The sequence below is a fragment of the Metabacillus sp. KH_069 genome (assembly GCF_057838075.1).
On sequence record NZ_CM174460.1, the window covers coordinates 1,335,915 to 1,360,701 of the forward strand.

The window sequence follows — 24,787 nt, forward strand, 5'->3', positions numbered from 1 at the left end:
TACATTGCCATTCATTTAGACTGCAGTTTAACAGAATAATAGAAAAAAAAGCAGAAGCTCCAAGCCGTCAGGCTGGAGTTTCTACTTTTTTCTTCGGCTTTTTAACCGGCACTTGATTCATGCCCAGTTCTTTCGCCTCTTTTGTTAATGCTTTTATTAAGCTGATGGTCATAAGCGCCATGATGATAGAAAACGGAAGGGCCGCAATAATCATCGTGTTCTGCAGAGCCTGCAATCCGCCTGAATAAAGGAGGACGAGTGCGATTGCAGCTAAGAATACTCCCCAGATCACTTTCACGCTGCCGCTTGGATTTTGAGAACCGTTTGTTGTCATCATGCCAAGCACAAATGTACCTGAGTCAGCTGATGTGATGAAGAACGTGCCGACCAGCAGCATCGCAATAATAGAAAGAATTGTGCCCATCGGATAATTTTCAAAAACACCGAAAAGGGATTCTTCTGTTGCGAGTGCTGAAATCTTAGCTATCCCCTCATGCTCAAGCAAAATAGCGGATCCGCCAAAAGTTGAGAACCAGATAAATCCGATAAGTGATGGGATCAGTAAGACGAATACGACAAATTCACGAATCGTTCTTCCTTTAGATACACGGGCAATAAAGATACCGACAAAAGGAGACCATGCAATCCACCATGCCCAGTAGAAAATCGTCCAGCCGTTGATCCAGCTGCGGTTTTCTTCATTTAAAGGCGAGATGCGGAAACTCATGTTCAAGATATTTTGGAGGTACGTTCCAAGTGTGTCTGTGAACAGGTTTAGTGTAAATAGCGTTGGTCCGAAAATGAACATTAACATAAAGAGTGCAAAAGCTAAAATCATGTTTGCGTTACTTAAGATTTTAATTCCTTTTCCAAGTCCGCTCAGTGCAGAAATAATGAAAAGAATGGTAAATACGGCAACGATGATAAATTGAACGACCATGTTTGAAGGGATGCCATATAAGAAGGATAAACCTCCGTTGATTTGAACCGCTCCAAAACCTAAAGTAGTCGCTACACCGATGACAGTCGCAATAACTGCAATCACGTCAATCGCTTTTCCAATCGGTCCATTTGCATGGCGGCCGATGATTGGTTTAAGTGTTGCGCTGATTAATCCAGGCTCACCTTTTCGGAAAGTAAAGTAAGCAAGAACCAGTGCAACGATTCCATAAATGGCCCACGCATGGACACCCCAATGGAAAAAGGTAAATCTCATGGAGTTGCGAATTGCCTGATCTGTGCCTGTTTCACCAGTTGGAGAACTTAATGCATAATGGCTGATCGGTTCAGCCGCTCCCCAGAATACTAGACCAATTCCCATTCCCGCACTAAAGAGCATTGCAAGCCAGGTTGGGCGTGAAAACTCAGGCTTATCCTCCGGTTTCCCAAGTTTAATCCGGCCAATCGGACTTACGAGCAAATATAAGCAAACAAAAACAAACGCGGTAACCACAATCAGATAATACCATCCCAGTTTATCTGTGATAAATCCTTGCATACTGCCTGTGACACTCTCAAGTGAAGATGGTGCAACAACACCAACCAAAACGAGAAGGGCCAAAATGGCAGCTGATACGTAAAATACAGCTGTAACATTTTTCATATTAAAATAAAAACTCCCATCTTTGATAGATTCGCAGAGGGCTTTACTTCAATTGGAAAACACAAAAACATGCAAAACCAACCAATATATTTCTTTCTTTTTTTATGAAGCAATAGTAACTAACCCTTAAAGATTGCGTTAATAAAATACGTTAACTAATCATTCTCACTTAGCTATTATTTCCTCATGAACACTAAGCTGCCTGAACAATTATTCAGGCATATTACATCTGGATGGATGTTTGGTTATTTGTTTGTTTTGCCGCGCGGACATCTTGCTCGGATGCGGGGGATCTTGATGGTTTTCTGAAAAGGCACTTCAACAGTATACACTAGTTAAGCAGATAATGTCTTTTCCTGATGAGTCTTTTCACAAATTTGTAATTGGTAGAAAGGTATGATGTTTTGCAGGTTTTTGTGTTTTCGAAGCAAAGCTCTGAGAACAATTCCCCATTCTGGAGGGGTTTAAACCTGTTTTTGTGAAAAAATGCACATGAAAAACTGTAATGAATATTCTCTAAAAGACAGATATAATAAAAACTAGAATTGCGAACTGTGCTAAAAGGAGATATGAGATGAAGAAAAAAGAAGATGTGCGTTTTAAAATTGCTCATAAAGAAGCCAAAATCGGAATTGGTCTCGTTCTTTTTAATTTTATTTGGTGGTTTGGCTTTGCTTATGGGCTTGGTTCAGGTGATCCTGAATCTTACCGGTACATACTTGGATTGCCAGAGTGGTTTTTTTACAGCTGTGTACTTGGGTTTGTCGTGATGACGGCACTTGTCATCATCTGCGTGAAATTCTTTTTCAAGGAAGTATCGTTTGAGGATAAGGAAGAAGGTGATGTCGGATGAATTGGGCCGTTATTTTTCCGTTATTCCTCTTTTTAGTTCTCATTTTCTTTGTCGGTTTTTGGGCCAATCGTTTTGTGAAATCCTCAGATTCTTTTCTGCAGGAATATTTTCTTGGCGGAAGACAACTCGGGGGTTTTGTGCTTGCAATGACGATGATCGCGACATACGGAAGCGCGAGCAGCTTTATCGGCGGACCGGGTGTTGCTTACACACGGGGGCTTGGATGGGTGCTCTTATCCATGGCCCAGCTTGCAACAGGATACTTTGTGCTGATGGTGCTTGGGAAAAAGTTTGCGATCATGGCGCGGCAGTACAAGGCGATTACGCTGATTGATTTTTTGAAAGAACGATATAAAAGTCATGCGGTCGTCATTATTTCAGCCATCAGTATTATTGTCTTTTTGTTCTCGGCGATGGCTGCCCAGTGGGTTGGCGGTGCAAGATTGATAGAATCGCTGACTGGTTTGTCGTATACAACCGCTTTGTTCATATTTGCTGTATCCGTTCTTGTGTATGTCATTATCGGCGGATTCAGGGCGGTCGCGCTGACAGATGCGGTTCAAGGTGTCATTATGTTTGTTGGAACGCTGGTTCTGCTTGTGGCAACAATTATTGCAGGCGGAGGAATTTCAAACATTATGGCAGAACTTGTCGCAGAAAATCCGAATCTTGTATCTCCTTATGGGGCAGAGCGCGATTTAACTCCGCTCTATGTTTCTTCTTTTTGGATACTCGTTGGAGTCGGGGTTGTCGGCTTGCCTCAAATTACTGTCAGAGCAATGTCCTACAAAGATTCTCGTTCGATGCACAGAGCAATCATTATCGGTACAGCTGTCATCGGGTTTATTATGCTCGGCATGCACTTAATTGGTGTTTTTGCCCGGCCAATTCTGCCGGGTGTAGAAGTGGGAGATCAGGTGATGCCGATGCTGACGCTGAAAGTATTGCCGCCTTTGCTTGCAGGACTTGTCCTTGCCGCTCCGATGGCTGCGATCATGTCGACCGTTGATTCACTGTTGATTTTGGTCAGCTCAGCAATAGTAAAGGATATATATTTAAACTATATTAAACCTGAAGCTACGGAAAAACAGGTAAAAAACACAAGCTTCTGGGTAACAAGCGTAATCGGGATTTCCGTGGTGCTGTTCGCATTAAGCCCGCCTGAACTGCTGATTTGGCTGAACTTGTTTTCGTTCGGAGGACTCGAATCGGTTTTCATTTGGCCGGTTGTTTTCGGTTTGTATTGGAGCAAAGGAAATAAATATGGTGCCGTGTCATCCATGATTTTGGGGATGGGTTCCTATATTCTGCTTGACAGGCTGCATCCAAATGCGCTCGGCATGCATACCGTTGTGCTTCCGATTCTGATTTCCTTATGTGCCTATGTTGCAGGAAGTCTCCTAACACAGCGACTAAGTGTTCAGTTAGGTAAATAAATAAATTGGTTCATTTTTCCTGGTAAAAGTGAAACTTCTTGTTTAGAGAATCGTACATATAGTACGGTTCTTTTAATTTGGACACATACATATGAAAGTAAGCAAGAGCAGTCCGGACACCAGAACTGAATGATTGATTGATCAGGGGGAAATAAGAATGTCACTAGCTGCAAAAGCGTATTCATGCAATGGAAGAAGTTCATGGTCAGGAAGTTCACGAACGGAAAAAGAGGGGTATCAATGGATTGTTAATACGTCGGACAAAGGATATGTCCAATCTGGAGGCTCCATATGCGGTGTCGTCTTAAGCAACACGGTCATTGATTTCAGCGATTCCTTTCTCGCTAAAAATGGCTATTCAGGAAACAAATCATCATATGTAGCAAGCATTCAAAGAACGCTTGCATGCCTAGGCTACTCACCGGGCGCTGCTGACGGAATCTTTGGAAGCGGGACAGAGCGGGCAGTCAAGGAATTTCAAGCTGACAAAGGCCTTTCTGCAGACGGAATTGTGGGCAAGGATACTTATTATTGTTTATCGACTGCGAGGTATTAAAAAAACGGATTGTCCATTCATTAAAAGTGAGAATTCGAACTGCAAACAAAAAAGGACTCGTCAAAAGCGACGAGTCTTTGGTATTTTAAAACCTCAGCACGGTACGTACTTTTTATCTGCTTTTACTCATCCAGCTTTAAAATCCGCATCGGATCAAATTCTGCAAGTTCGGCTCCTTCCGGGGGAGAAGTATCAAACAGTTTGTGGTTTTTTTCTGCTTCAACAACCTTGAATTCGATTAGCTTAGGTCCATCATCATTCGGCAATCTTTTCCCATTCTCTATCCTGTACTCATTAATGATCCAGTTTGTTTCTTTATCAAACCAATACTCTGCGATCCATCCATCATCAAACGTAATTTCATACATATCAGCTTTGCGGCCGACATAGGTCGTTTCCCCAAGGTGCTTAATTTGGCTGGGATCTAAATCTTTAAAGATATCTTGTGTCATTTGTGAGATGGTTCCGTCTAATGGTTCTGATGTGTATATATTTTCGTCTTTGAAATAGGTTATTCGTACACTTCCATCTGAGACTTCAAAGTTGCCATTTGCATATTCATTCCGATTTTTTGGTCCTGATTCATATGTGATCATTTTGTTGCCATTCGGTGTTTCTTTTACGGTCCGAATAATCAGTTCTGTATCTTTCTTCTTCTTTTTATCTTCATCCTTATGCTCAAGCGGTTTGTCCATTTCTAAAAACTTGTCTCCAATTAATTCATTGAGCGCTCTTTCTATCGCTGCTTTGACCGGCGGTGTATTCCAGGCGGCAAGACAAAGGATGAAAAGGGATGCACAAATGAGTGCTGCGCGTTTTAAGTATTTATATGGATTTGGCTTTTGCTTATTCTGCTGCGGGAGAACGACGGCTTCATCTTCGAGAATGATGTCCAATGCTTCTTCAAGCTGCAGAAAGTGTTCAAAGGCTTCTGAGCATTCCTCGCATTCTTCAATGTGTTCAAGCAGGGCATCCTGTTCCGTCTCTGACAGTTGATCAAAGATCAGAATTTTTTCCTGGCATGTTACGCAGTTCATTTATAGCACCCCCTTACTTTTAAGAGCGTCCATTAATTTCTTGCGGCCCCTAAATACTCTTGTTTTTACTTTTGCAAGGGAAATTTTTAGGCTTGCAGCTATTTCTTCGTATGAACGGCCTTGATTTCTTAAGATGAGAATATTCTTTGTTTCCTGATCAAGCGTCTGAAAAACTTCTTTAACCTCGCCGATCATTTCTTTCGACAGAAATGCCCGTTCCGGTGTTTCAGTGTCGATGCTGATGTGGTGCTTGTATTCTTCACTTACATGCTGAACCGTATCCTGATTGCGTTTCATTTTCCGCAGATGATCATAGGTTGTATTTTTTGAAAGTATGGTAATCCATGCTTCGATATTTTCAGGATATTCTCTCTCTTTGTCTGAAAAGTACCGAAAGATTTTTATTGAAGCATCTTGAAGGATGTCATCGACTAGAGAAGGATTCTTGATTAACTTCCTGATGGTCCTCTCCATTCGGGGACGGTGTGCTTCAATCAGCTTTTCAACATTCACTGTTTCCAATCTCCCCACCCTTTTTCCTTACTGAATTGACGTCGCGTAATGACATTAGTTTCAAAAATATGTAAAATTATTCATAAAAAAATCAAACCTCTGTCATTATAACAAAGGACAGCATGTACACATGAAATTATTTTATAATAATGGAAACTTTTTCCCTTCTTATTCGTATTACATTTGAATACATAAATCGACAGAAAGAAATGAGGTCTAAAACATGACGCAGTATGCACTTGAAGTGCAGTCTCTGACAAAGAAAATCGGCAAAAAAACAATCGTGGATGATGTCAGCTTTCAAGTTGAAAAAGGGGAAATTTTCGGTCTGCTTGGTCCTAATGGCGCCGGAAAAACAACGATTATCCGCATGATTGTCAGTCTGATCAACCGCACCGGCGGGAAGGTGATCATTAATGGCCATAATCTCGATGATTCCTTCAAGGAAGCAATGAGTGAGGTTGGGGCAATCGTAGAGAATCCGGAGTTTTACAAATATATGAGCGGATTAAAAAACATCCTTCATTATGAACGGATGGCTGTAAAAGATATTTCAGAAGAACGGAGAAACGAAGTCATTGAACTTGTAGGACTTCAGAACGCGATGCAGCAAAAGGTGAAAACGTATTCGCTTGGCATGCGCCAGCGGCTCGGAGTTGCACAGTCTTTATTGCATAATCCGTCTGTGTTGATTTTTGACGAGCCGACAAACGGTCTCGATCCCCAGGGAATCAGAGAGTTCAGAGATTATTTGCGCAAACTCGCAAACGAAGGGATCTCCGTGCTGGTCTCATCCCATCTGCTGTCAGAAATGCAGCTGATGTGCGACAGGTTTGCCATTATTGAAAAAGGAAAATTGATTCACATCTCATCCATGCATGATTCAATGGAAGAAAGTCAGGAAATGACACGCGAGGTTGTTTTTGATGTAAGTGACAGCTCTCAGGCGGCTATTCTTATTAAAGAAAAAGGTTTATATGAAGGTGTGATGGAAGCAAAAGGCGACCAGCTTAAACTTCATTTGGACAAGGAAAAAACGATGGCCATCAATCAGCTGCTCGTTTCAAACGGAGTCGGCGTATACGGAATTGCAAGCCGTAAAGCAACACTAGAAGACCGCTTTTTAGAGCTGACGAACAAAGAGAAAAAGGAGCAAATGCTATGATTGGACTCATACAAAATGAATGGATGAAAATCTTTTCGAAGCTGTCCAGCTGGATATATCTTATTTTACTTGCAGTCCTCGTGTCCGGAGCTGCTTTTATCGATTATAAGTTTTCAGAGAAACCGAGCGATAACTGGCGCCAGGATGTTCAGGCAGAAATCACGCAGCTGCAGCAGGATATGAAAGAACTGCCGGAAGAGGAACAGGAATGGCAGCAAATGCAAATTGGGGAAAAGCAGCTGTATTTGCAGGAGGATATTAATCCTAATGCCAAAAGCACCTGGCATTTTCTAAATAACGTTGTCTTTATGATGACGTCTGTCGTTACATTGTTTGCGGTTATTGTGTGCAGTGCAAATGTGGCGTCTGAATTCTCGGACGGCACCATCAAACAGCTGCTGATCAGACCGCATAGAAGATGGAAGGTATTGCTTTCTAAATACATCACAGCGACGCTTTACTCGCTTCTTCTTTTGCTTGTGCTGCTTACTGCCGGGTATTTAGCAGGTCTGATCATGTTTGGTGCAGGAGATTTTGGTGAAAGAATGTTTGAAATGTCGATGGAAGGTCAAATGAACCCTGAAAACATCGTGGCTGTAGGCGATCAGGCTGTGCTGAAACTGCTTTATTTCCTGCCGAGTCTATTCATCGTAACAGCGATTGCTTTCATGTTGTCGACTTTATTTAAGAGTCAGGCACTTGCAGTCGGCATCGGGATTTTTGTTCTCTTTTTCTCCTCGACAATCGGAGGAGTCATTCTTTTCTTGGCAGAAAAATACACATGGACGAAATTTTTAATTTTTCCGCACATGGATCTGACAGTGTATGCCTACCAGGATAAAATCCTTGAAACCATTACGCTGCCAATCTCATTGCTTATTTTGGCCATTTATTATGCGGTCTTTATGACAATAACGTTCTTGTATTTCCAGAAAAGAGATATCAGCATATAATTTTCCACCAAAAAAGAATCAATTCATTTGGTTCTTTTTTGGTTTATGGAGTAAAATAGAGGACAGATAAGAGTGGAGAAATCAGGAGGAGAAATATCGTGCACAGAAATAAGAAATTCTATAACTATTTGCAGCAGCGGGCACATCATTTAACGGAAGAATGGTATGACTCTCTGGATAAATCCAAAACAGGCGGCGTGTACACCTCAAATGACCCTGAAGTGATTAAAGCTTTGAAGGAGCAAAACCAGGAATTTCATCAAAGATTTATTCAGGTTTTTGCTGAGGAAGAAAAGGAATTTATGGACCTGTTTGAAGAATGGATCAAGAAAATCGCTAAAGACGGCGAGCATTTAAGTACACCGATTCAGTTTATTATCAAAGAATTTATGAGAACGCGCAGTCAGTATTTAGATGAAGTCACTACATTTGCGCGTCTTCATCCTGGGGACTATTCTCAGGAGCAGTTTAATGCCTGGAAAGATTTAATCGTGAGAGCACATGACAGGGTAATTTATCACTTTGTTGAAGAAACTCAAAAAACATCGGACAGGCAATTAAGAGCTCAGCAGGAAATGATTTATGAGCTCAGCTCACCAGTTATCAAACTTCAAGATGACACAGCCTTGCTTCCGCTCGTTGGAGATATTGACACAGCTCGCGCTAAAATGGTTCTTGAAAATACGTTAAAGCAATGTTCTGAAAAAAGAGTGTCTCATTTGTATATCGATTTATCTGGTGTCGTGATGATTGATACGATGGTGGCACATCAAATTTTCCAATTGATTGATGCTCTGAACCTGATCGGCATAAAAACAACATTGTCCGGCATTCGTCCTGAAATTGCGTTAACATCGATGCAGCTTGGACTGACGTTTGATAATATTTCCATAAAATCGACACTATCTCAGGCACTTGCAGCTAAATAGGCTTTAGGACATAAATTGAAAATGTCTGCGAACAGTCTAGGGGGATCTTTGTTTCTCAAGATAAAATGTTAAGAGCCCATTAAGGGGAAATGTACGTGAAACAAAAAATAGATCAGTTCACAAAAGATTTAATGCAAGAAGCAGGCGGACATATCCTGTATTACATTCATAATCAAGAACGATATCTTGAAAATATTGTTGCTTATATTGTGTCTGGGGTGGAACAGGGAGATCGCGTTTTTGTCATAGAAAATGAAAGATTGTCACCTGCCATTGTCAGCAAAACCAAACAGCTTTTGTCTAAAGAACAGTTTGCTAAAGTTCACTTCATAAACAATTTTGATTTTTATAGTTTGAATGGTGAGTTTAATTCAATAAAAATCACCGATTACTTTACTTCTATTATTAATCCTTATCTACAGGCTAATGATTCTATTCGGACTTGGGCTCATGTAGAATGGGGAAAAGTCAATGATGTGATAAAGACGATTGGCGATTACGAAATGAATGCAAACAAAGCGGTTTCTGAAATGGGGATTATTTCTGTTTGCGCCTATGATGCTGAAAGAGTTCCTGAAGAATTGAAAGAAAACTTAATGAATAATCATGATTTTTTCATGACGGATGATGATATTTTGAATCTTTCAAAAGCAGAATTGAAATAAAAAAGTAAGAGCGGTGAGAAAATCTCCGCTCTTATTTTTTGTATTGAAAAGCAGCCATTTCAATCTTAGCTAAAATCGTGGTTACTTTGCCGTTCAGCTCTTTTTCTTTGACAGGTATGACGCGCCAGCCTTGTTTATTGAGGTATTTCCTTTTTTTTAGGTCCTCAATTTTGTCGGAATCACGGGAGCAGCGGAGGGCAATTCGATAATAGGGGAGTACTAAATCCAGTGTATAGGGTCCGCACTTTTCTTTAACCCGTACATAATAGCCATTGTTGCGGAGGGTATCATAAAGTCTGCGCTGCATCTTGCTGTCACACTTTTGACCCTGATTCTGAAAGATCTCTGGATCAGCATGAATATGAAGATAGAAGAGGACAATCAATAAGGGCAGCCATAAAAAGAATAAGAATAAAAATAAAAGAGTAACATGTGTCATGCTTATCACCTCTGCCCATTAGCTTTTGCAAATTGGACATGAACCATTCTTTTTAGGGAAAGAGGCAATTTATGCCACTTGCGGATAAGCAGAAAAAGCAGACCCGTAAAAAAGAAGTGTGTAAGCTTCATACAAAAGCGAGAACACTTCATTTTTAGGCAATCATACGTGTATAATAGAAGCATCAAAATCCAGAAAGAAGGGGAAGGTTTGAAGCTGAGTATTTTAGATCAGGCACCAATTGCGCAGTCTGCTTCCCCGCAAGCCGCGCTGCAGGAATCTTTGAAGCTTGCGCAGCTGGCTGAAAAAACAGGCTACACCCGATACTGGATCGCCGAGCATCATGATATGCCGGGACTTGCGTGTCCTGCACCGGAAGTGATGCTCGGCTATATTGGTGCCGGAACACATACGATCCGAATCGGGGCTGGTGCGATTTTGCTGCCGCATTATAAGCCATACAAAGTGGCTGAAACGTTTCATTTGCTTGCCACTCTATTTCCGGGAAGAATTGATCTTGGAATTGGAAGGGCTCCAGGGGGATCAGCTGAAGCAACAATGGCTTTGTCCGATAATTTCCTTGAAAACGTGCGGACAATGCCGCAAAAATTGAAAGAACTGCTTCGCTTTTTACATAACGATTTTCCAGATGAGAATATGTTCTCAAAAATTAAGGCTTCTCCGATGCCTTCCGTATCCCCTGAAGTCTGGCTTCTCGGCACAAGTGAAAAAAGCGGAAAGCTTGCTGCTCAAACGGGGATCGCTTACGCGTTCGGCCAGTTTATGAGTGATAAGGACGTGGCGGAAATGCTGAAAGGATACAAGGATTCGTTTCAGCCAAAATATGAACTGAAGCAGCCGAGATCCATTCTGACTGTAAATGCCGTTTGTGCAGAAACGACAGAAAAAGCAAAAGAAATGGCAAGCAGCGCACATCTGTGGAGAATACAGCAGCTCCAGGGAATAACTGGCGGAATTCCATCTATAGATGAGGCTAAGGCTTACAAGTACAGTCCTGAGGAACGGGAAATGATTGAGGCAGCGGAGGCGAAGATGGTGATTGGAAATCCATCTGAAGTCAAAAAGCAGCTTATGGAAATCGAAAGAAAATACGGTGCGGATGAGCTGATGATTGTCACAATTACACACAGCTATGAGGATCGCCTCAAATCTTACAAATTAATCGCAGATGAAATGGGAGAGATGATGAAATGAAGAAATTTGGTTTTGTACTAATGACACTGCTTTTGTTATTAATGGCAGCTTGCGGCAATGAAGCAGAGGATCAAAGTTCTGAAAATCCGGCTAAGAAGGTTGAAAAGAATCCAATTGTCACAATTACAATGGAAAACGATAAGCAAATCAAAGTTGAGCTGTATCCGGAGATTGCCCCTAACACAGTGGCGAACTTCGTTTCGCTGATCAACGATAAATTTTATGATGGTCTGATTTTCCACCGCGTCATTCCTGAATTCATGATTCAGGGCGGCGATCCTGAAGGAACTGGAACAGGGGGTCCTGACTACGGCATTAAAGGGGAATTCAGTTCAAACGGATTTGAGAATCCGCTGAAGCATGAACGGGGAGTCATTTCAATGGCACGTTCGCAGGCACCGGATAGTGCCGGATCCCAATTTTTCATCATGGTTGCTGACTACCCAAGCCTAGACGGCGAATATGCCGCTTTTGGAAAAGTAACAGAAGGCATGGATGTAGTAGATGAGATCGTAGGCGCAGAAACGAATGGTGAAAAGCCAGTAGAAGATCAAAAAATGAAAACCGTAACCGTCGATACATTCGGCGAGGAGTACGGGGAGCCTGAAAAGGTGGAGTAGAGGAAAGCAGCGGGGGTCCGCTGCTTTTTATTTTGACTTTTTATGATTTTTTTCTTCATAAGGAGCTTCATGCTTGGTCTCGCTCATTGAAATTTCGTTCGAATAATGGCGGACAAGTCCATTGTCGATGTCGTTGACAGGAGTATATTGATTACTAGGCAGCTTGCGGTTTTTCCTGATGATTTTGTAGAGAGAAAAAGCGATGACACCAAGAATGACAGCGAGAAAGATGGTTTCCATTGAAGCACCTCCGTATTGTTTATCTAGAATACTATTCCTTTTGAAATGTATGGAATCCTACTTGTAATTTCATAATAATAGAAAAAATATAAAAATATTCCAAAAATATGTTGTCTTGATTTTACACCTGTCATATAATTATTACATATGAAACATCAATTAAATGGTGACCAACTATTAAAGATTTTAGAGGCTCTTTCAAATCCATACCGCTTAAAAATTTTGGCTGTCCTTTATAAAGAGAGACAATACGTCAGCCAGCTTGCAAGAGAGCTCGGAATCAGCCGGGCGCTGCTATATTTGCACCTTCAAAAACTTGAAGATGCTGAATTAATTAAGGGCCAGCATGAAATCTCGGAAGGCGGGAAAGCAATGAAATATTTTGAGCTAATCCCATTCAATCTTCCAATCGATGAATCTCTGATTGCCAGTGTGGCTGAAAGTTTGACCATTAAGAAGAAGAAGGAGTCCCTGTCCCACCCTGAGAAACCCTGAAGGTTGTGCGTCAAAACCTTTTATGCAGCACGGATACGCACTTCGATACCAAAGATCGTGCGCCAAAATCGAATATGCAGCGACAACAAAAAAACAATCTATGAGAACACATGTTATAAGAAGGAATGGGGGGAGCAGAAGTGGATATCTTAACTTCTTTAGGACCAATTATCATCATGCTTTTATTAGTGGCTGTTCCATTATTCGTGATCATCCGCTTGTTTAGGAGAATGGAAGCACGAGCTGAAGAAAGAATCAAATTAGATCGGGAGCAGATTACTTTTCAAAAAGAGCAGCTAAAAGCAAATCAGGAATTGAATAGGCGTTTATCGAACATTGAGGACATGCTTAAACAAGTAGAATAAAGAAAACCCACTCATTTGCACTTGCAAAAAGAGTGGGTTTTTCATTTATTGATTTAAAAATTTCACACAAACCGGATCCGGAACGGTTACATCTGATTGAAGCAGTGTAAGCGTGCCTGTTTCTGGGTTTCTTTCAAATAAAATAAGGCTGCTGCTTTCCTGATTTGAAGCAATTAAGAATTTCTCTGTCGGATCAAGGGCAAAATCACGGGGCCAGTTGCCTTCTGTTGAAGTGCGATCAACAAATGTCAGCTCGCCAGTATCGCTGTTTGTGCTGAAGATGGCAATGCTGTCATGGCCGCGGTTGGCTGCATAAACGAATCTTCCATCAGAAGAGATATGGATGGCACTGCCCTGGTTATTTTCAGTAAAATCATCCGGAATGGTTGAAATGTACTGTAATTCTTTAAAACTGCCATCTTCTCCGTTGTAAGCAAGGACAACAACTTCATTGCTCAGCTCCGTCATGAGATAAGCGATTTTGCCGTTCGGATGGAACGTCATATGTCTTGGACCGCTACCTGCCGTTAAATGAAGGCTGTGTATTTCGTTTAATTCGCCTTTGTTTAATTCGTATGTGTACAGTTTATCTGTTCCTAAGTCGATGGCGGCCACGTATTTCTGATCAGGAGTAAAGCCTGCATAATGGGCATGAGGTCCATCCTGTCTTTCTTTGTTAGGGCCGTCTCCTTCATGCTTTTTGATTGAGAGCGAAGGATAAAGAGTTTCACTATCAGCGTTCATTTCATAAGATTGAATGGTTCCATTGTGATAATTCGCTGCTACGACAAACTGATTCTCGTCATTTACACTGACATGACAAGGTGATGCGCCTTGAAGAAGCTGACGGTTCAATTCTTTCAATTCACCTGTTTCCGTGTTTCTTGAGTAAGCAACTACGCCTCCTGCCTCGCCTTCATTGGCAACGGCATAAACAAAGCGGTTGTCCTTGCTTAGATTTAAATATGTAGGGCTTCCAATGGCAGCAGCAACGCTGACTTCCCCCAGTTTTTTCTCGTCCGTATCAAGAGTGAACGAGTAAATTCCTTTGCTGTCACCTTTTGTGTATGTACCGATATAGCCAGTGTACTTCATCTTTTTTCCTCCTCATATTCATAGGTATGACTTTATTTTAGCACATGAAGCGCGTGAACTCTCATCTGAAAGGTCCGTTATTCATCCATACCCTTCCGTCTTGAAAACAGAAACCCCTTTTACTGAAAAATATGCTGAGGCTATTCCATCAAATTCGACACCATTTTACAAGATTCTCACTATATTATTAAGTATCAAAGAATTAATCAAATCATAAAAGAGGAGGATAATTTTGAATATCAACGAACTGTTCAGCTTGAAAAATAAAACGGCCATTGTAACAGGCGGGGGAAAAGGTCTTGGTGCCAGAATGGCTATGACGCTTGCAGAAGCAGGAGCAAATGTTGTGGTTTGTTCAAGGGATCTGAAGGCATGTGAAGAGGTAAGTGAGCAGCTGCAGGCAAAAGGGGTCAAATCGTTAGCCTTACAGTGCGATGTGTCAAAGCAAGAGGACATTGAGAGAGTCGTTGCCGAAACGCTCAGACAGTTTGGCTCAATCGATATACTGGTTAACAACAGCGGAACCTCATGGATGGCCCCTGCGCTTGATCATCCAGCGGATAAATGGGACAAAGTCATGAATGTAAATGTGAGAGGATCGTTTTTATTCAGCCAGGCTGCGGCAAAAGTCATGATCAGCCAAGGCGGAGGGAAAATCATCAATATTGCTTCTGTAACGGGAATGGGAGGAACACAGCCGGAGCTGATGGATACAATCGCATACAGCACGAGCAAAGGGGCAGTCATGACCTTTACAAAAGATCTCGCGGTAAAGCTTGCAAGACATAATATTCAAGTGAACGCCATTGCACCAGGGTTTTTTCCAACAAAAATGTCCCGCAGTGTCCTTGAAAAGGAAAATGCGATGATTTTAAAGGGAGTTCCTGCAAGAAGGTTCGGCAATGACCAGGATCTTGATGGGGCCATTTTGTTTTTATCAGGAAAAGCTTCTGATTATGTAATTGGCCAGGTATTGGTTGTCGATGGAGGCATTACGGCATTAGTATAATCAAATTCATTTAAGAAGAGGAGTAAAAGAAAATGGATCAACGTTTTTATGATCTTTTAAAAGAAAAGGGAGGAGAACTCGAGCAGCTGCTAAACGGAATGATTCAGGCAGGATTAAATCAAAAGGGCATCGTTCAGGCAGCAGAAGTTCTCTTAAAATCAGGAGCTCTGAAAGTGAAGTCTGCAAGCGGAATGGCGGAAAAAATAATGGATCTTTCCCGTAGCCTGCCAAGCAAAGAAGATATGAAATATGCTGCTGGACTCATTACACAGGCCGAAGAAATAGCAGAAAGCATGACAGCAGGGCTGCATGAATTGAAGCGAAGTCCTTGCAAGGCTATCGGGAAGATTGAAGATAAAATAGAAAGCCTGGAGGATTCACTTAAGTGTTTGATGAAAGAGATGAAAAAAGTAAAGAAGCATCAAGCAAAGAACATGATCGAAGAATTGTTTGAAGAGTACCGTGAACGTTTTGAAGAATCCCTGAATGAGCGAAAGTCCGAGCAGACATTGGGAATGCAAACTGCAAATTCAGAAGAAAAAACTTCAGATCTTATCATTACCCGCGGAGAAAAAAGAGAAAAAAAGAAGAGAGGAACCATCATCCATGGAACCTGAAAAGGATATTGAACTGGAGCGGTGGAAGAATTTTACGAGTGTTTTTAATGATGATGATATCCAGACTGGATTTACTGAAAAAGAAGCAGTCTGGAAAAAAAATAAAGCGACGCTGTGGCGTTATAAGCCGTCTGTACGGAAATACAGCACGCCTCTTTTCATGGTTTATTCTCCCGTAAATGAGCCGTTTATCCTTGATTTACAGCCAGGCATCAGTGCAATCGAATCATTTATCAATAATGGTTTTGATGTCTATTTGCTTGATTTTGGAATCCCTGATTATGAAGATAAAGATTTTTCAATTGCTGATTACATTCTGCTTTATATAAAAGAGGCAGCGGAGTTTGCTCTTTGCCATTCAGGTGCAGCGGACTTATCTCTAATTGGCTACTGTCTTGGGGGAACACTTGCTGCAATCTATGCTTCTCTCGCAGGAGAATCAATCCGCAACTTAATCCTATTTTCAACTCCAATCGACTTTCGGCATGTTCCGTTATTTGATGAATGGACAAAAGCTCTGAAAGAGAAAGATCTCGATTTGAATGAAATCATCGATCAATATGGAGTCCTTCCTGCAAGCCATGTTGAAGCAGGCATACGGCTGCTCACATCTCCAATCTATTACAGCCCCTATCTCACTCTTCTTGCAAAGGCCGAAGATCCGGAATACGTCATGAAGTGGCGACGTTTCAACAAATGGACGAAAAGCTACATTCCCATCCCAGGAGCTTTTTTAAAAGACTTGATTCACGATTTTGTGAAAAAAAATAAGTTAGTAAAAGGCAAAATGAAAATAAATGGTCAAAAAGCAGACCTGAAAAACATAAAAGCCAATGTCCTGGTCATTGCGTCCGCTTTTGACCGCTTGGTACCAAAAGAACAAAGCGAACCGATCATGAAGCTGATCTCAAGCGAAGATAAAGAATTCCGTCTGATTCAGAACGGTCATGTTCCTCTAACTGTAAAAGATGGACAGCTGCCGGAACTTCTCGCAGACTGGCTGCCGAAGCGATCAAATCCAAGTTTATGAATGGAGGATGAGCATGTATTTTTATGATGAACCCATGCAATATGAACTTTCACCTGTGATTGAGTATTTAGGTTTTGCAGGCATTGTCTATTTCCGTTTTTTTTCAACCTTATCAACAGAAAGTTAACTTGTTAGGAGAGAGTGCATACGGCATTCTCTTTTTACATTTTTAATGTTTTCGAAAACCGAAATCATGCAAAGCCTGTTTCATATTAAACTTCGTAGTTACTGCATTAAAATCTAATCCAAGGCTCATAATCGTCTGGGCAATCTCAGGGCGAATGCCTGTCAGAACGGTATCAATGCCGCTCAGCTTCAGAGCGTTAACAATTTTGAAAATTTGATCAGCGACCATTGTATCGATGATTGGAACTCCGGATACATCCAGAATCATATGCTCTACATTCAGACGGGCTCCTTCATGAAGAGCAATCTCCATAATTAAAGAAGCGCGGCGCGTATCGACTGCGCCAACAAGGGGGATTACGGCGATGCCGTCTGCAATCGGAACAACTGGAACAGATAATTCTTCAAGCGCTGAATAAGCAATTTCCATTAATTCATTGCTGTGATTCTCATAAACACTGCCTGTGACACTGGATGCTTTATCAATTAGGGGGTCAATGATTTTTGACACATCGAGCATTGTGATGGCTGAAAAATTATTTTTATGGAGCTCTTCAGTGAGAGTATCCCATAATGCTGTACGGTAAGCGGCAATTGCACGCAGACATTGGCTTAACGGTACATTAAAATGAATCGCCCGCTTAGAAATTTTGATGCTCCAATTTTCCACTTGCTCACTTACAGATTCTCCGCATAAAGCCTGTCCTAAATATCCAATCAGTTCATCCCGATAGGCAATACGTTCTCTTAATGGGAATCCGGATTTATCTAGCTGCTGTGTGTGTTGTGTGTCTTGAACATTTGGTATATTCAGTGTGATTTGCCTAGCGTTTTCCTGTATTTTATGGCCGATATAATGCAGCTCTTCCTTCATTCGGAATCCATTCCCCTTTTGAAACTCAGATAGGTTAAGTATATAAGATTTTTGGAGGAATAGACAGTGAGGGAGGGGTTGATTAAAAAATATAAAGAACAAAACAATTATTTTCAAATGCGATGGTTGGCTGAACAACACAGCTTGCGGCACTGATAGCATGTACGGTCTTCAAAAATGCTTGAGAACTGAGTGCCAAGGCAGGTTTGATTCCCACACAGTCCAGTTAATTGTATATAGTTAACCGCACGATAAAAACTCACTCGTGCGGTTTTTTTCTTCTTTAAAATAACTAAAAAAGAAACGTCCTATATTTAATAATGATGTTTTGAAACACAGTTTGTTGTACAGTATTCCAGGTCAAAAATGACTTCACCTCTGCATGTTGCTGGTAAAGGCAATTCTGCTTCACTTGGTAAACATGCTATATCAAGTGAGAGTAAACATTCGACAAAGATTGGGACGGATGCTCCGGGACTGACTGTCGCGACAACTTCAGTACCGGATCTATCTGTGACACGAACTTGCATGGAACAGCCGCAAGCGGGATTCCCTGTGTTCTTAACCACAATCAAGCCGCTAAATTCAAGATTGGCCCTGCTCGTAAAATGGTTATAAAATTCAGCATCACATGGCTGGGAAATGGGTCCACAATGCTTAAAGAGCCTTAATTCTTCTTTTTTGCGACAGAAATCAAAGCCTTTAGTTTCTTCTACACAGAGTATAATTTCATCTTTGCATTTATCCATATCACAATGATTGCATTCGCATTTGACTATTTCACAATGGTCGCATTCACATTTGTCTATATCACAATGATTGCATTTGCATCTGTCTTTATCGCAATGATTGTCGTCTTTGCATTTGCGCTTTTTATGATTCTCACATTCGTTAATGTGTATGATCGGGCTGTTTGAAGTACTTTCACAGCGATTACATCGTTTGAAGCCCTTACATCCACACGGCTTATCTATAAACATAATAAAGCTTCCTCCCCTGTACCCTCGGTAAAGATACTACTAACATATGTAAAATGGGATTCTTGGCATCAGTGCAAACGCCCATTTTTGGGTATTTATATTGGTTTAAAGCATTGATGATGTATGAAAAATATGGTTCATGCCATGAAAGGTGTGTTCTATAATCCGCCAGCATAAGGGAATTTTTTTTGATTTACACATCAAAAAAGTGAATCTCTGTCTCGTTTTTAGACAGAGATTCACTTAGATTAAGACAAGATAAATGGATTTTTACCTGATGAGTTGTATTTGCTGTTATTAACTAATTCTGTCGATTTTCACTCATTTATATAAATGGAGGAAATTTAATAATAATCGATATACGTTGTTTATAAGCAATTTTTTGTTGCACAGTATTCCAGGTCAAAGATGACTTCACCGCTGCAAGTTGATGGTAGAGGCAGTTGTCCATCTACACATGCAATATCAAGTGAGATTAACCCTTCAACAAAGATTGGAACTGATGCTCCTGCACTAACTGTTGCAACAAGTTCTGCTGTACCAGCTCTATCTGTTACACGAACTTGCATGGAGCAGCCGCTAGTAGGATTTCCTGTGTTCGTAACCACAACCAATCCGCTGAATTCAAAATTGGTTCTGCTTGTAAAATAGTTATAAAACAATGTATCACAAGGCTGAGAAATCGGCTCGCAATGTTTAAAACATCTTAATTCATTTCTTTTTCTGCATAAATTGAACCCTTTTACACGATCCGGGCAAGGATCCTTTTCATCATGCCAATTTTTCTTAGGCATCTCATATTTTTCATAATGGTGCATCTTTGGATAATCCCCCATTTTTTTTCTGCACGTGCATTTTTCAACCTCTCTACAGCCACATGGTTTACCGTCTGAATTAATGATCATTAACTTTTTTCCTCCTTGAGTCCTAGGTTTTAGTTTCCCTATCAATATATGTCCGGTGTTCCTCGGCGTACAGGCTAATCAATCAGCACAAACATCCATTTTTGAATGAGAGGGAATTACTGATCAGGAGAATTCTATCCTTAAACATACTAAACTTGTTAAATAAACCTGCTGAGAATTTTTTGAATCATTAAAGTGGAGCTGTTTGAGGTTCTATTAAATCGTGCCTAATATTTGACTTACTACAGTAAACCCGCTAATTGCGCATAATGTGAAAACACAAATCTCGGTTGGAGCAGTAATGTCATCAACAAAGTAGGCTAGACAGTCTTTTACCGTCAGTACATAGAGAGGGAGGGGGGAAGTTTGTCCCTTGATAAAAACATCAAGGAGCAGTCCGAAAGTAGCTGTACATCTTAACTCTGCTCCAATACCTGAGGCACAGCAAGGACAATTACAAGGCTTTTTCTTCTTTTTGCACGAGCATTCTTCTGTGTCATCATTAGCTTGTTGAAGGAGAAATTCAAAAACATTGGAAACTTCAGGTGTAGCATCTGTATCTGTCGCGCATATACCTGCAACATCACATAATTGCACGGCTGTATTGGGGACAACCGTAATCTGATCAGCAGGTCTAAATCTAAGGACCGAACAATCCACTACCTCTGTAATCACCTGTCCTTCAGCGGGATTTACTAAACCTGTGAGAGAGCTAAAATAAATGTCAATTGCCCGATCTGCTGGTGCTGCTAAAGTCGTTTGAAATTCCTGAACCTTTCTTAGAAGATCCGCAAGATTTTGGACACAGCAATCACAATCCTTTGGACATTTATTTTCCTTGCATGTACATTTTTCCATGTCATCACCCCCTTGGTCGCGGTGCTTACTATTCTTATGTTTTTCAAAGAAATCATCTTGAAAGATAATAATAGGCTTACAATCGCCGCATTCTACATTCACATTGACACCATCTACGTCCACTGGGGTTGAAATGGTCTGGTTGTTTTCCATGGTTTGATCGCCATGTCTCTGAGCTTGCAGCTGTGGACCTTGAGTTTGATCTTGATCTTCCGTCTGGTCTTGAATTTGCGTTTGTTCTTGAATTTCAGTTTGGCCTTGCGTTTGAGGACCTTGAGTTTGATTTCCCTGCGTTTGGTCGCCCTGCAATTGTTTTTGCGATTGAGGACCCTGCCTTTGACCTTCTTGAATTTGGTCTTGAATTTGAGGACCCTGCGCTTGTTCAAGACCTCCCTGATGCTGCTGTTGCTGCTGTTCTTGTTCCCCTATAGATTGAGATTGTGGATTATGCTCTGAAAATGTTTGCTCACAAAGTTCAGTTATCTCTTGACTGCCTATGTCTGAAGAGCAGGAAGGCTGACATGTGCAAAACTGTTTTTGCTTATAGCACTCCTTGCAAAATCCATAACTATCGCTATGCGAATAACTCATAGTGGTCACCACCTTTCAGTACTAGCATATGAACAAAAGATATGATATGAATGGACAGATAGACCAGGTGCAAAAAAAGGGCAAACTATTTTAATCAGTTTCATATTTCCAGAAAACATAGGGCGGCTGGTAATCATTACACGAAGAATGAACAATGGCGTAGACTAACAGCAAAGAATTCACAAAAATGACAAAAGGCATTCGGATAAAGAATATCCGAATGCCTTTTGTCTACAATCTGAGAGACTAGGACGTAACGATCATCTCCTGAATGAAAGCCGAACATTGAATAGTGTGAAAACGATTCCATGAAAGGGCTATTTTCGCATAAAATGTGATTTTTCATGATAAATAATGTCCGTTCCTTTCCGCGGGGAGCATGGGAGCCTCCTCGGCGTTGCTGCACTGCCCCCTATAAATTGGACACTTTATTTACTAAGCAGCTTGCTCAAAACTAGTTCGATAAGACACTGGACTTTTACGTTGTAATCGTGATTTGATTCTCAAATGATTGTAGTAGTGTATATACTCTTCGAGTTCTTTCTTGAAGTGGTCTATACTCTCGAATTGTTGTAAGTACAGAAATTCTGATTTCAATATCCCGAAAAAGTTTTCTATAACGGCGTTGTCGTAACAGTTTCCTTTTCGAGACATGCTTTGAGTAATGTGATTTTCTTTTAATATGTGCTGGTATCGAGGCATTTGATAATGCCAGCCCTGGTCAGAATGAAGTAAGAGTTCGTCGTTTTCGTTCACGCGCTGTAGGCCTTCTATCAACATCGTCTCTACTAAATCAAACGTAGGCCTTGTATTGAGCGTATACGTGATAATCTCGCCATTAAACAGGTCCAGAATAGGGGACAGGTATAATTTCTGTCCAAACAATTTAAATTCCGTGATGTCTGTCACCCACTTCTGATTTGGTTTTTCGGCCTTGAATTTACGATTTAAGATGTTTGGAGCTGTTTTTCCGACCCCGCCCTTATAGGATTTGTACTTCTTCATTCGTACGATGCATTGAAGCCCTATCTCTTTCATAATACGAAGGACTTTCTTCTTGTTAATCATATACCCTTTGGCTTGAAGGACATCTGTGATACGGCGATGGCCAAGGCGTCCTTTGTGCTTACGGTAAATGAAGCGAATTCTCCTTTTCCACTTGCGGTCAGGATCCGGCTGTTTCCATAATTGAACGCGGTGATAGTAGGTGCTTTTCGGCAAATCAGCAATCTTCACCAGTTGGTTAACAGGGAATTCGTGCCTTAGTTCATAGATTACTTGCGTTTTGAGTGTTTTACTGATTCTTTCTGAACTAAGGCTCGCAGCTTTTTTAAATACGCATTCTCCATACGAAGAAGTTCGTTTTCTTTTTTCAGTTCTTCTATAGATGGGTCAGAGGAATTTTCTTTCTTATTCTTTTTCTTTTGATTATGAGATGACATGGCAGATGGCCCCTTTTCCTTTATTTTAAGGGCATCTTCACCACCAATCTCCCACTTTTTCTTCCACCTACGGAGCATACAAGGATCTGGTAGGTGGAAAATGGCCGATGCCTCTCGAATCGAGTAATTCGTTTCATTTGTAAATTGAATTACCCTCAGTTTAAAGGCTGGCGAATAGTTTGTATAGGGAAAGGAGAATGCTTGGTCACCATGATGTTTGAACAGCATCACCCAGTTTCGGAGAACGGAGTGATCGACTCCAACCTCTTTAGCTAATTCTCGATAACTTACTAAACCATTCAAATAACGTTGTACGGCTTGAATTTTTTCTTCTAATGTAAAATTACGCAATTGAAGTACACCTCCTGTTGTTAGATGTGTGTCCAACAATAGGGGTGCACTTCATGCCTGTGGGGTCTCCCAATTTGCTCTATTTCCCGCAGGAGTCAAGTTCCTTCCGCTGCAATCCACTTAAAGTTTCTAACATTTAGTCTGGCAGCAACAATATTTATGAAAAGAGCCAAAGAAAAAATCCGAACTAAAACGAAATTCAAGTTGGAATTTCACATAATAGTTCGGATTTTTCTTTGGCTGAAACCTTTTTGTCACAGCCTCTTTTCATCTATTAATAATAAACAAGACTTTTGAATAGATTGTCACCTAAAAATTATCATTTTCGTAAGGTTTTAATGCTTTACTACTGTAACGGTAGTGGCTAAACTTACATTTCCTGCACCGTCTTTTGCAGTAACAGTTAACTTAACGCCCACTTTTTGAACCGGTATAGCAACTGAGAATGATCCACTTTTTGGGGTCTTTCCTGTTGCCAGTACAGTTTTCCCATTTTTAATTGTGATTGTAGAATTGTATTCAGCCTTGCCGGTTACAACTTTGTCATTGCTATCGACTTTATTAACAGTAGGCTTTGTAGGGGCAATTACATCTGCTACAGTCACTGATGCAGATGTACTTACATTTCCTGCACTGTCTTTGGCTGTAACTGTCAACTTGGCGCCTGCTCCTTGAACAGGTATGGAAACAGAGAAAGAACCGTTAGCTGCCGCCTTTGTTGTTCCTAATAATGCATCACCTCTTTTAACTGTAACTGAAGAGTTGGCCTCTGCCTTTCCAGTTACAACTTTATCATTGTTATCAACTTTGTTTACACCTGGTTTGCTTGGTGCTGTCCCATCTACAACAGTTACTGACACACTTGCACTAACATTTCCCGCCTTATCCTTGGCCGTGATTGTCAATTTTGCACCGGCTTTTTGAACGGCCATATTAACAGTGAAATTACCATTAGATGCAGCTTTAGCAGAACCTACTACTGTATTTCCATTTTTAACAGTAATTGTGGCACCAGATTCACCTTTGCCGGTTACAACTTTGTCATTATTATCTACCTTGTTGACAGTTGGCTTGTTTGGAGCCACATTGTCTGCGAATGCAGTTGCAAGTACATATAAATCTTCTTCTGTATTGTCATCAAAGTAATCGTTATCATTGTCGATAACGCCTACGTAGTAGGTGCCCCCCTTAGCCTGGTACACCTGGTACTCAATTCCCTCTTCATACTCAGAACCCAAATATACTAATTTATCATTCTCAACAAAATCTTTTTGCATAGCGGCAAATGCTAGATCAATAGCATAGGAGTTAGTCCCCCCAGCTACCATTAGCAAACCATTTTGCGGTACAACGACTTTATGAAAATCTACATCATATAAAGGAAGCAATTGTCCTATTGTTGGCTTATTATACGAAGAGGCGTTTGCAGTATTAAAAGTGTCATTGTATTCCATTTCAAGCAAATATTCTTCATCGCTGGCTGCGGCGCTGCTCATAACTCCCATTTTATTTAAACTATTTGTTAAGTAAGATTGAGATCCTTTTACTTCTTTTTCAAGCTGATTAAATGTGCGTGAATCAATGATTCCTTTATTAAGTGGTTTTTCAATTTGACTTTCAATACTCTTTTTAGACAGTTCGTACTCGTTTCCTTCAGCTTTTACAGCACCTACCGACAATGATGAAGCAAATAGACCTACAGCAACTAATGAAATGATACATTTTTTACGCACAACTAACCTCTCCCTTATTCTTTATTAAGAACATACTAATAGTACTATGAAATACTTAAAATTACCATCTTATAATTCTAAATACCTATAAA

At 40.8% G+C, this 24,787-nt stretch carries 27 protein-coding genes; 15 read left to right on the forward strand and 12 right to left on the reverse strand.

Annotated features, from left to right (window positions below):
- Positions 1-67: 67 nt before the first annotated feature.
- The gene (locus AC3ISE_RS06630; protein WP_489223554.1) at positions 68-1,603 is read right to left on the reverse strand and encodes a glycine betaine uptake BCCT transporter; all 1,536 of its coding nucleotides are present in this window, start codon (positions 1,601-1,603) and stop codon (positions 68-70) included.
- A 574-nt stretch (positions 1,604-2,177) separates the two neighbouring features.
- Here AC3ISE_RS06630 and AC3ISE_RS06635 point away from each other — a divergent pair.
- From AC3ISE_RS06635 to AC3ISE_RS06645, 3 genes are all read left to right on the forward strand, one after another.
- Positions 2,178-2,456, forward strand: coding sequence for a YhdT family protein (locus AC3ISE_RS06635; protein ID WP_489223555.1), 279 nt, complete (start codon positions 2,178-2,180; stop codon positions 2,454-2,456).
- Complete coding sequence (gene panF / locus AC3ISE_RS06640; RefSeq protein ID WP_489223556.1) at positions 2,453-3,892, forward strand: sodium/pantothenate symporter; 1,440 nt, start codon at positions 2,453-2,455, stop codon at positions 3,890-3,892. Before AC3ISE_RS06635 ends, panF begins: the two co-directional genes overlap by 4 nt.
- Positions 3,893-4,049: 157 nt before the next feature.
- A complete protein-coding gene (locus AC3ISE_RS06645) occupies positions 4,050-4,448 on the forward strand; it encodes a peptidoglycan-binding domain-containing protein (RefSeq protein WP_070876841.1) in 399 nt (132 codons plus the stop codon).
- A gap of 122 nt (positions 4,449-4,570) precedes the next feature.
- On the opposite strand, the gene AC3ISE_RS06650 is transcribed toward AC3ISE_RS06645, so the two are convergent.
- Positions 4,571-5,485, reverse strand: a complete 915-nt coding sequence (locus AC3ISE_RS06650) for an anti-sigma factor family protein (RefSeq protein WP_489223557.1) — start codon at positions 5,483-5,485, stop codon at positions 4,571-4,573.
- Positions 5,486-5,998, reverse strand: a complete 513-nt coding sequence (locus AC3ISE_RS06655; RefSeq protein ID WP_224771381.1) for an RNA polymerase sigma factor — start codon at positions 5,996-5,998, stop codon at positions 5,486-5,488.
- Between the two features lie 223 nt (positions 5,999-6,221).
- Here AC3ISE_RS06655 and AC3ISE_RS06660 point away from each other — a divergent pair, with 223 nt between their 5' ends.
- The 4 genes from AC3ISE_RS06660 to AC3ISE_RS06675 all read left to right on the forward strand — a co-directional run bounded on the left by AC3ISE_RS06660 (position 6,222) and on the right by AC3ISE_RS06675 (position 9,710).
- Complete coding sequence (locus AC3ISE_RS06660) at positions 6,222-7,163, forward strand: ABC transporter ATP-binding protein (RefSeq protein WP_489223558.1); 942 nt, start codon at positions 6,222-6,224, stop codon at positions 7,161-7,163.
- A complete protein-coding gene (locus tag AC3ISE_RS06665; RefSeq protein WP_489223559.1) occupies positions 7,160-8,116 on the forward strand; it encodes an ABC transporter permease in 957 nt (318 codons plus the stop codon). Before AC3ISE_RS06660 ends, AC3ISE_RS06665 begins: the two co-directional genes overlap by 4 nt.
- A 98-nt stretch (positions 8,117-8,214) precedes the next feature.
- Complete coding sequence (locus AC3ISE_RS06670; RefSeq protein WP_489223560.1) at positions 8,215-9,045, forward strand: STAS domain-containing protein; 831 nt, start codon at positions 8,215-8,217, stop codon at positions 9,043-9,045.
- A 95-nt stretch (positions 9,046-9,140) separates the two neighbouring features.
- Positions 9,141-9,710, forward strand: a complete 570-nt coding sequence (locus tag AC3ISE_RS06675) for an MEDS domain-containing protein (RefSeq protein ID WP_489223561.1) — start codon at positions 9,141-9,143, stop codon at positions 9,708-9,710.
- Positions 9,711-9,741: 31 nt separating this feature from the next.
- On the opposite strand, the gene AC3ISE_RS06680 is transcribed toward AC3ISE_RS06675, so the two are convergent.
- Positions 9,742-10,149, reverse strand: a complete 408-nt coding sequence (locus tag AC3ISE_RS06680) for a hypothetical protein (protein ID WP_489223562.1) — start codon at positions 10,147-10,149, stop codon at positions 9,742-9,744.
- Between the two features lie 210 nt (positions 10,150-10,359).
- Between AC3ISE_RS06680 and AC3ISE_RS06685 the strand changes: the two genes are divergently transcribed.
- On the forward strand, positions 10,360-11,364 hold the full coding sequence (locus AC3ISE_RS06685) for an LLM class flavin-dependent oxidoreductase (RefSeq protein WP_489223563.1): 1,005 nt from the start codon (positions 10,360-10,362) through the stop codon (positions 11,362-11,364).
- Positions 11,361-11,984 (forward strand): peptidylprolyl isomerase, encoded by a 624-nt coding sequence (locus tag AC3ISE_RS06690; RefSeq protein WP_489223564.1) that lies wholly within the window; start codon positions 11,361-11,363, stop codon positions 11,982-11,984. The genes AC3ISE_RS06685 and AC3ISE_RS06690 overlap by 4 nt, the downstream gene beginning before the upstream one ends.
- A 27-nt stretch (positions 11,985-12,011) precedes the next feature.
- Here the strand turns inward: AC3ISE_RS06690 and AC3ISE_RS06695 are convergent, their stop codons facing one another.
- Positions 12,012-12,224: a hypothetical protein gene (locus tag AC3ISE_RS06695; RefSeq protein ID WP_489223565.1), complete on the reverse strand. Its 213-nt coding sequence runs from the start codon at positions 12,222-12,224 to the stop codon at positions 12,012-12,014.
- A gap of 147 nt (positions 12,225-12,371) precedes the next feature.
- On the opposite strand from AC3ISE_RS06695, the gene AC3ISE_RS06700 reads away from it, so the two are divergent.
- Positions 12,372-12,719, forward strand: a complete 348-nt coding sequence (locus AC3ISE_RS06700) for an ArsR/SmtB family transcription factor (protein WP_489223566.1) — start codon at positions 12,372-12,374, stop codon at positions 12,717-12,719.
- A gap of 140 nt (positions 12,720-12,859) precedes the next feature.
- Complete coding sequence (locus AC3ISE_RS06705; protein ID WP_489223567.1) at positions 12,860-13,084, forward strand: hypothetical protein; 225 nt, start codon at positions 12,860-12,862, stop codon at positions 13,082-13,084.
- 45 nt (positions 13,085-13,129) lie between these two features.
- Here the strand turns inward: AC3ISE_RS06705 and AC3ISE_RS06710 are convergent, their stop codons facing one another.
- Positions 13,130-14,179, reverse strand: a complete 1,050-nt coding sequence (locus AC3ISE_RS06710; protein WP_489223568.1) for a lactonase family protein — start codon at positions 14,177-14,179, stop codon at positions 13,130-13,132.
- Between the two features lie 232 nt (positions 14,180-14,411).
- Between AC3ISE_RS06710 and AC3ISE_RS06715 the strand changes: the two genes are divergently transcribed.
- From AC3ISE_RS06715 to AC3ISE_RS06725, 3 genes are read left to right on the forward strand one after another with little or no spacing between them, the layout of a single operon-like run.
- Positions 14,412-15,188: an SDR family oxidoreductase gene (locus AC3ISE_RS06715; RefSeq protein WP_489223569.1), complete on the forward strand. Its 777-nt coding sequence runs from the start codon at positions 14,412-14,414 to the stop codon at positions 15,186-15,188.
- Between the two features lie 32 nt (positions 15,189-15,220).
- Entirely contained in the window at positions 15,221-15,805 is a 585-nt protein-coding gene (locus tag AC3ISE_RS06720) for a hypothetical protein (protein ID WP_489223570.1), read from the forward strand.
- A complete protein-coding gene (locus tag AC3ISE_RS06725; protein ID WP_489223571.1) occupies positions 15,795-16,835 on the forward strand; it encodes an alpha/beta fold hydrolase in 1,041 nt (346 codons plus the stop codon). Before AC3ISE_RS06720 ends, AC3ISE_RS06725 begins: the two co-directional genes overlap by 11 nt.
- A 169-nt stretch (positions 16,836-17,004) precedes the next feature.
- Here AC3ISE_RS06725 and AC3ISE_RS06730 read toward each other — a convergent pair whose 3' ends face one another.
- Positions 17,005-17,835, reverse strand: coding sequence for an STAS domain-containing protein (locus tag AC3ISE_RS06730; protein ID WP_489223572.1), 831 nt, complete (start codon positions 17,833-17,835; stop codon positions 17,005-17,007).
- 314 nt (positions 17,836-18,149) lie between these two features.
- A complete protein-coding gene (locus AC3ISE_RS06735; RefSeq protein WP_489224283.1) occupies positions 18,150-18,584 on the reverse strand; it encodes an S-Ena type endospore appendage in 435 nt (144 codons plus the stop codon).
- Between the two features lie 6 nt (positions 18,585-18,590).
- On the opposite strand from AC3ISE_RS06735, the gene AC3ISE_RS06740 reads away from it, so the two are divergent.
- Positions 18,591-18,752: a hypothetical protein gene (locus AC3ISE_RS06740; RefSeq protein ID WP_489224414.1), complete on the forward strand. Its 162-nt coding sequence runs from the start codon at positions 18,591-18,593 to the stop codon at positions 18,750-18,752.
- 431 nt (positions 18,753-19,183) lie between these two features.
- On the opposite strand, the gene AC3ISE_RS06745 is transcribed toward AC3ISE_RS06740, so the two are convergent.
- The 4 genes from AC3ISE_RS06745 to AC3ISE_RS06760 all read right to left on the reverse strand — a co-directional run bounded on the left by AC3ISE_RS06745 (position 19,184) and on the right by AC3ISE_RS06760 (position 24,695).
- Positions 19,184-19,720, reverse strand: a complete 537-nt coding sequence (locus tag AC3ISE_RS06745; RefSeq protein WP_489223573.1) for an S-Ena type endospore appendage — start codon at positions 19,718-19,720, stop codon at positions 19,184-19,186.
- Between the two features lie 216 nt (positions 19,721-19,936).
- Entirely contained in the window at positions 19,937-21,169 is a 1,233-nt protein-coding gene (locus tag AC3ISE_RS06750) for a hypothetical protein (protein ID WP_489223574.1), read from the reverse strand.
- Positions 21,170-21,604: 435 nt separating this feature from the next.
- Positions 21,605-22,962 (reverse strand): IS3 family transposase gene (locus AC3ISE_RS06755; protein ID WP_489221085.1). Its coding sequence is split into 2 segments (ribosomal slippage): positions 21,605-22,491 and positions 22,491-22,962, totalling 1,359 coding nucleotides; the frame shifts between segments, so codons are not numbered across the junction.
- A 335-nt stretch (positions 22,963-23,297) separates the two neighbouring features.
- Positions 23,298-24,695, reverse strand: coding sequence for an Ig-like domain-containing protein (locus tag AC3ISE_RS06760; RefSeq protein WP_489223575.1), 1,398 nt, complete (start codon positions 24,693-24,695; stop codon positions 23,298-23,300).
- Positions 24,696-24,787: the final 92 nt, after the last annotated feature.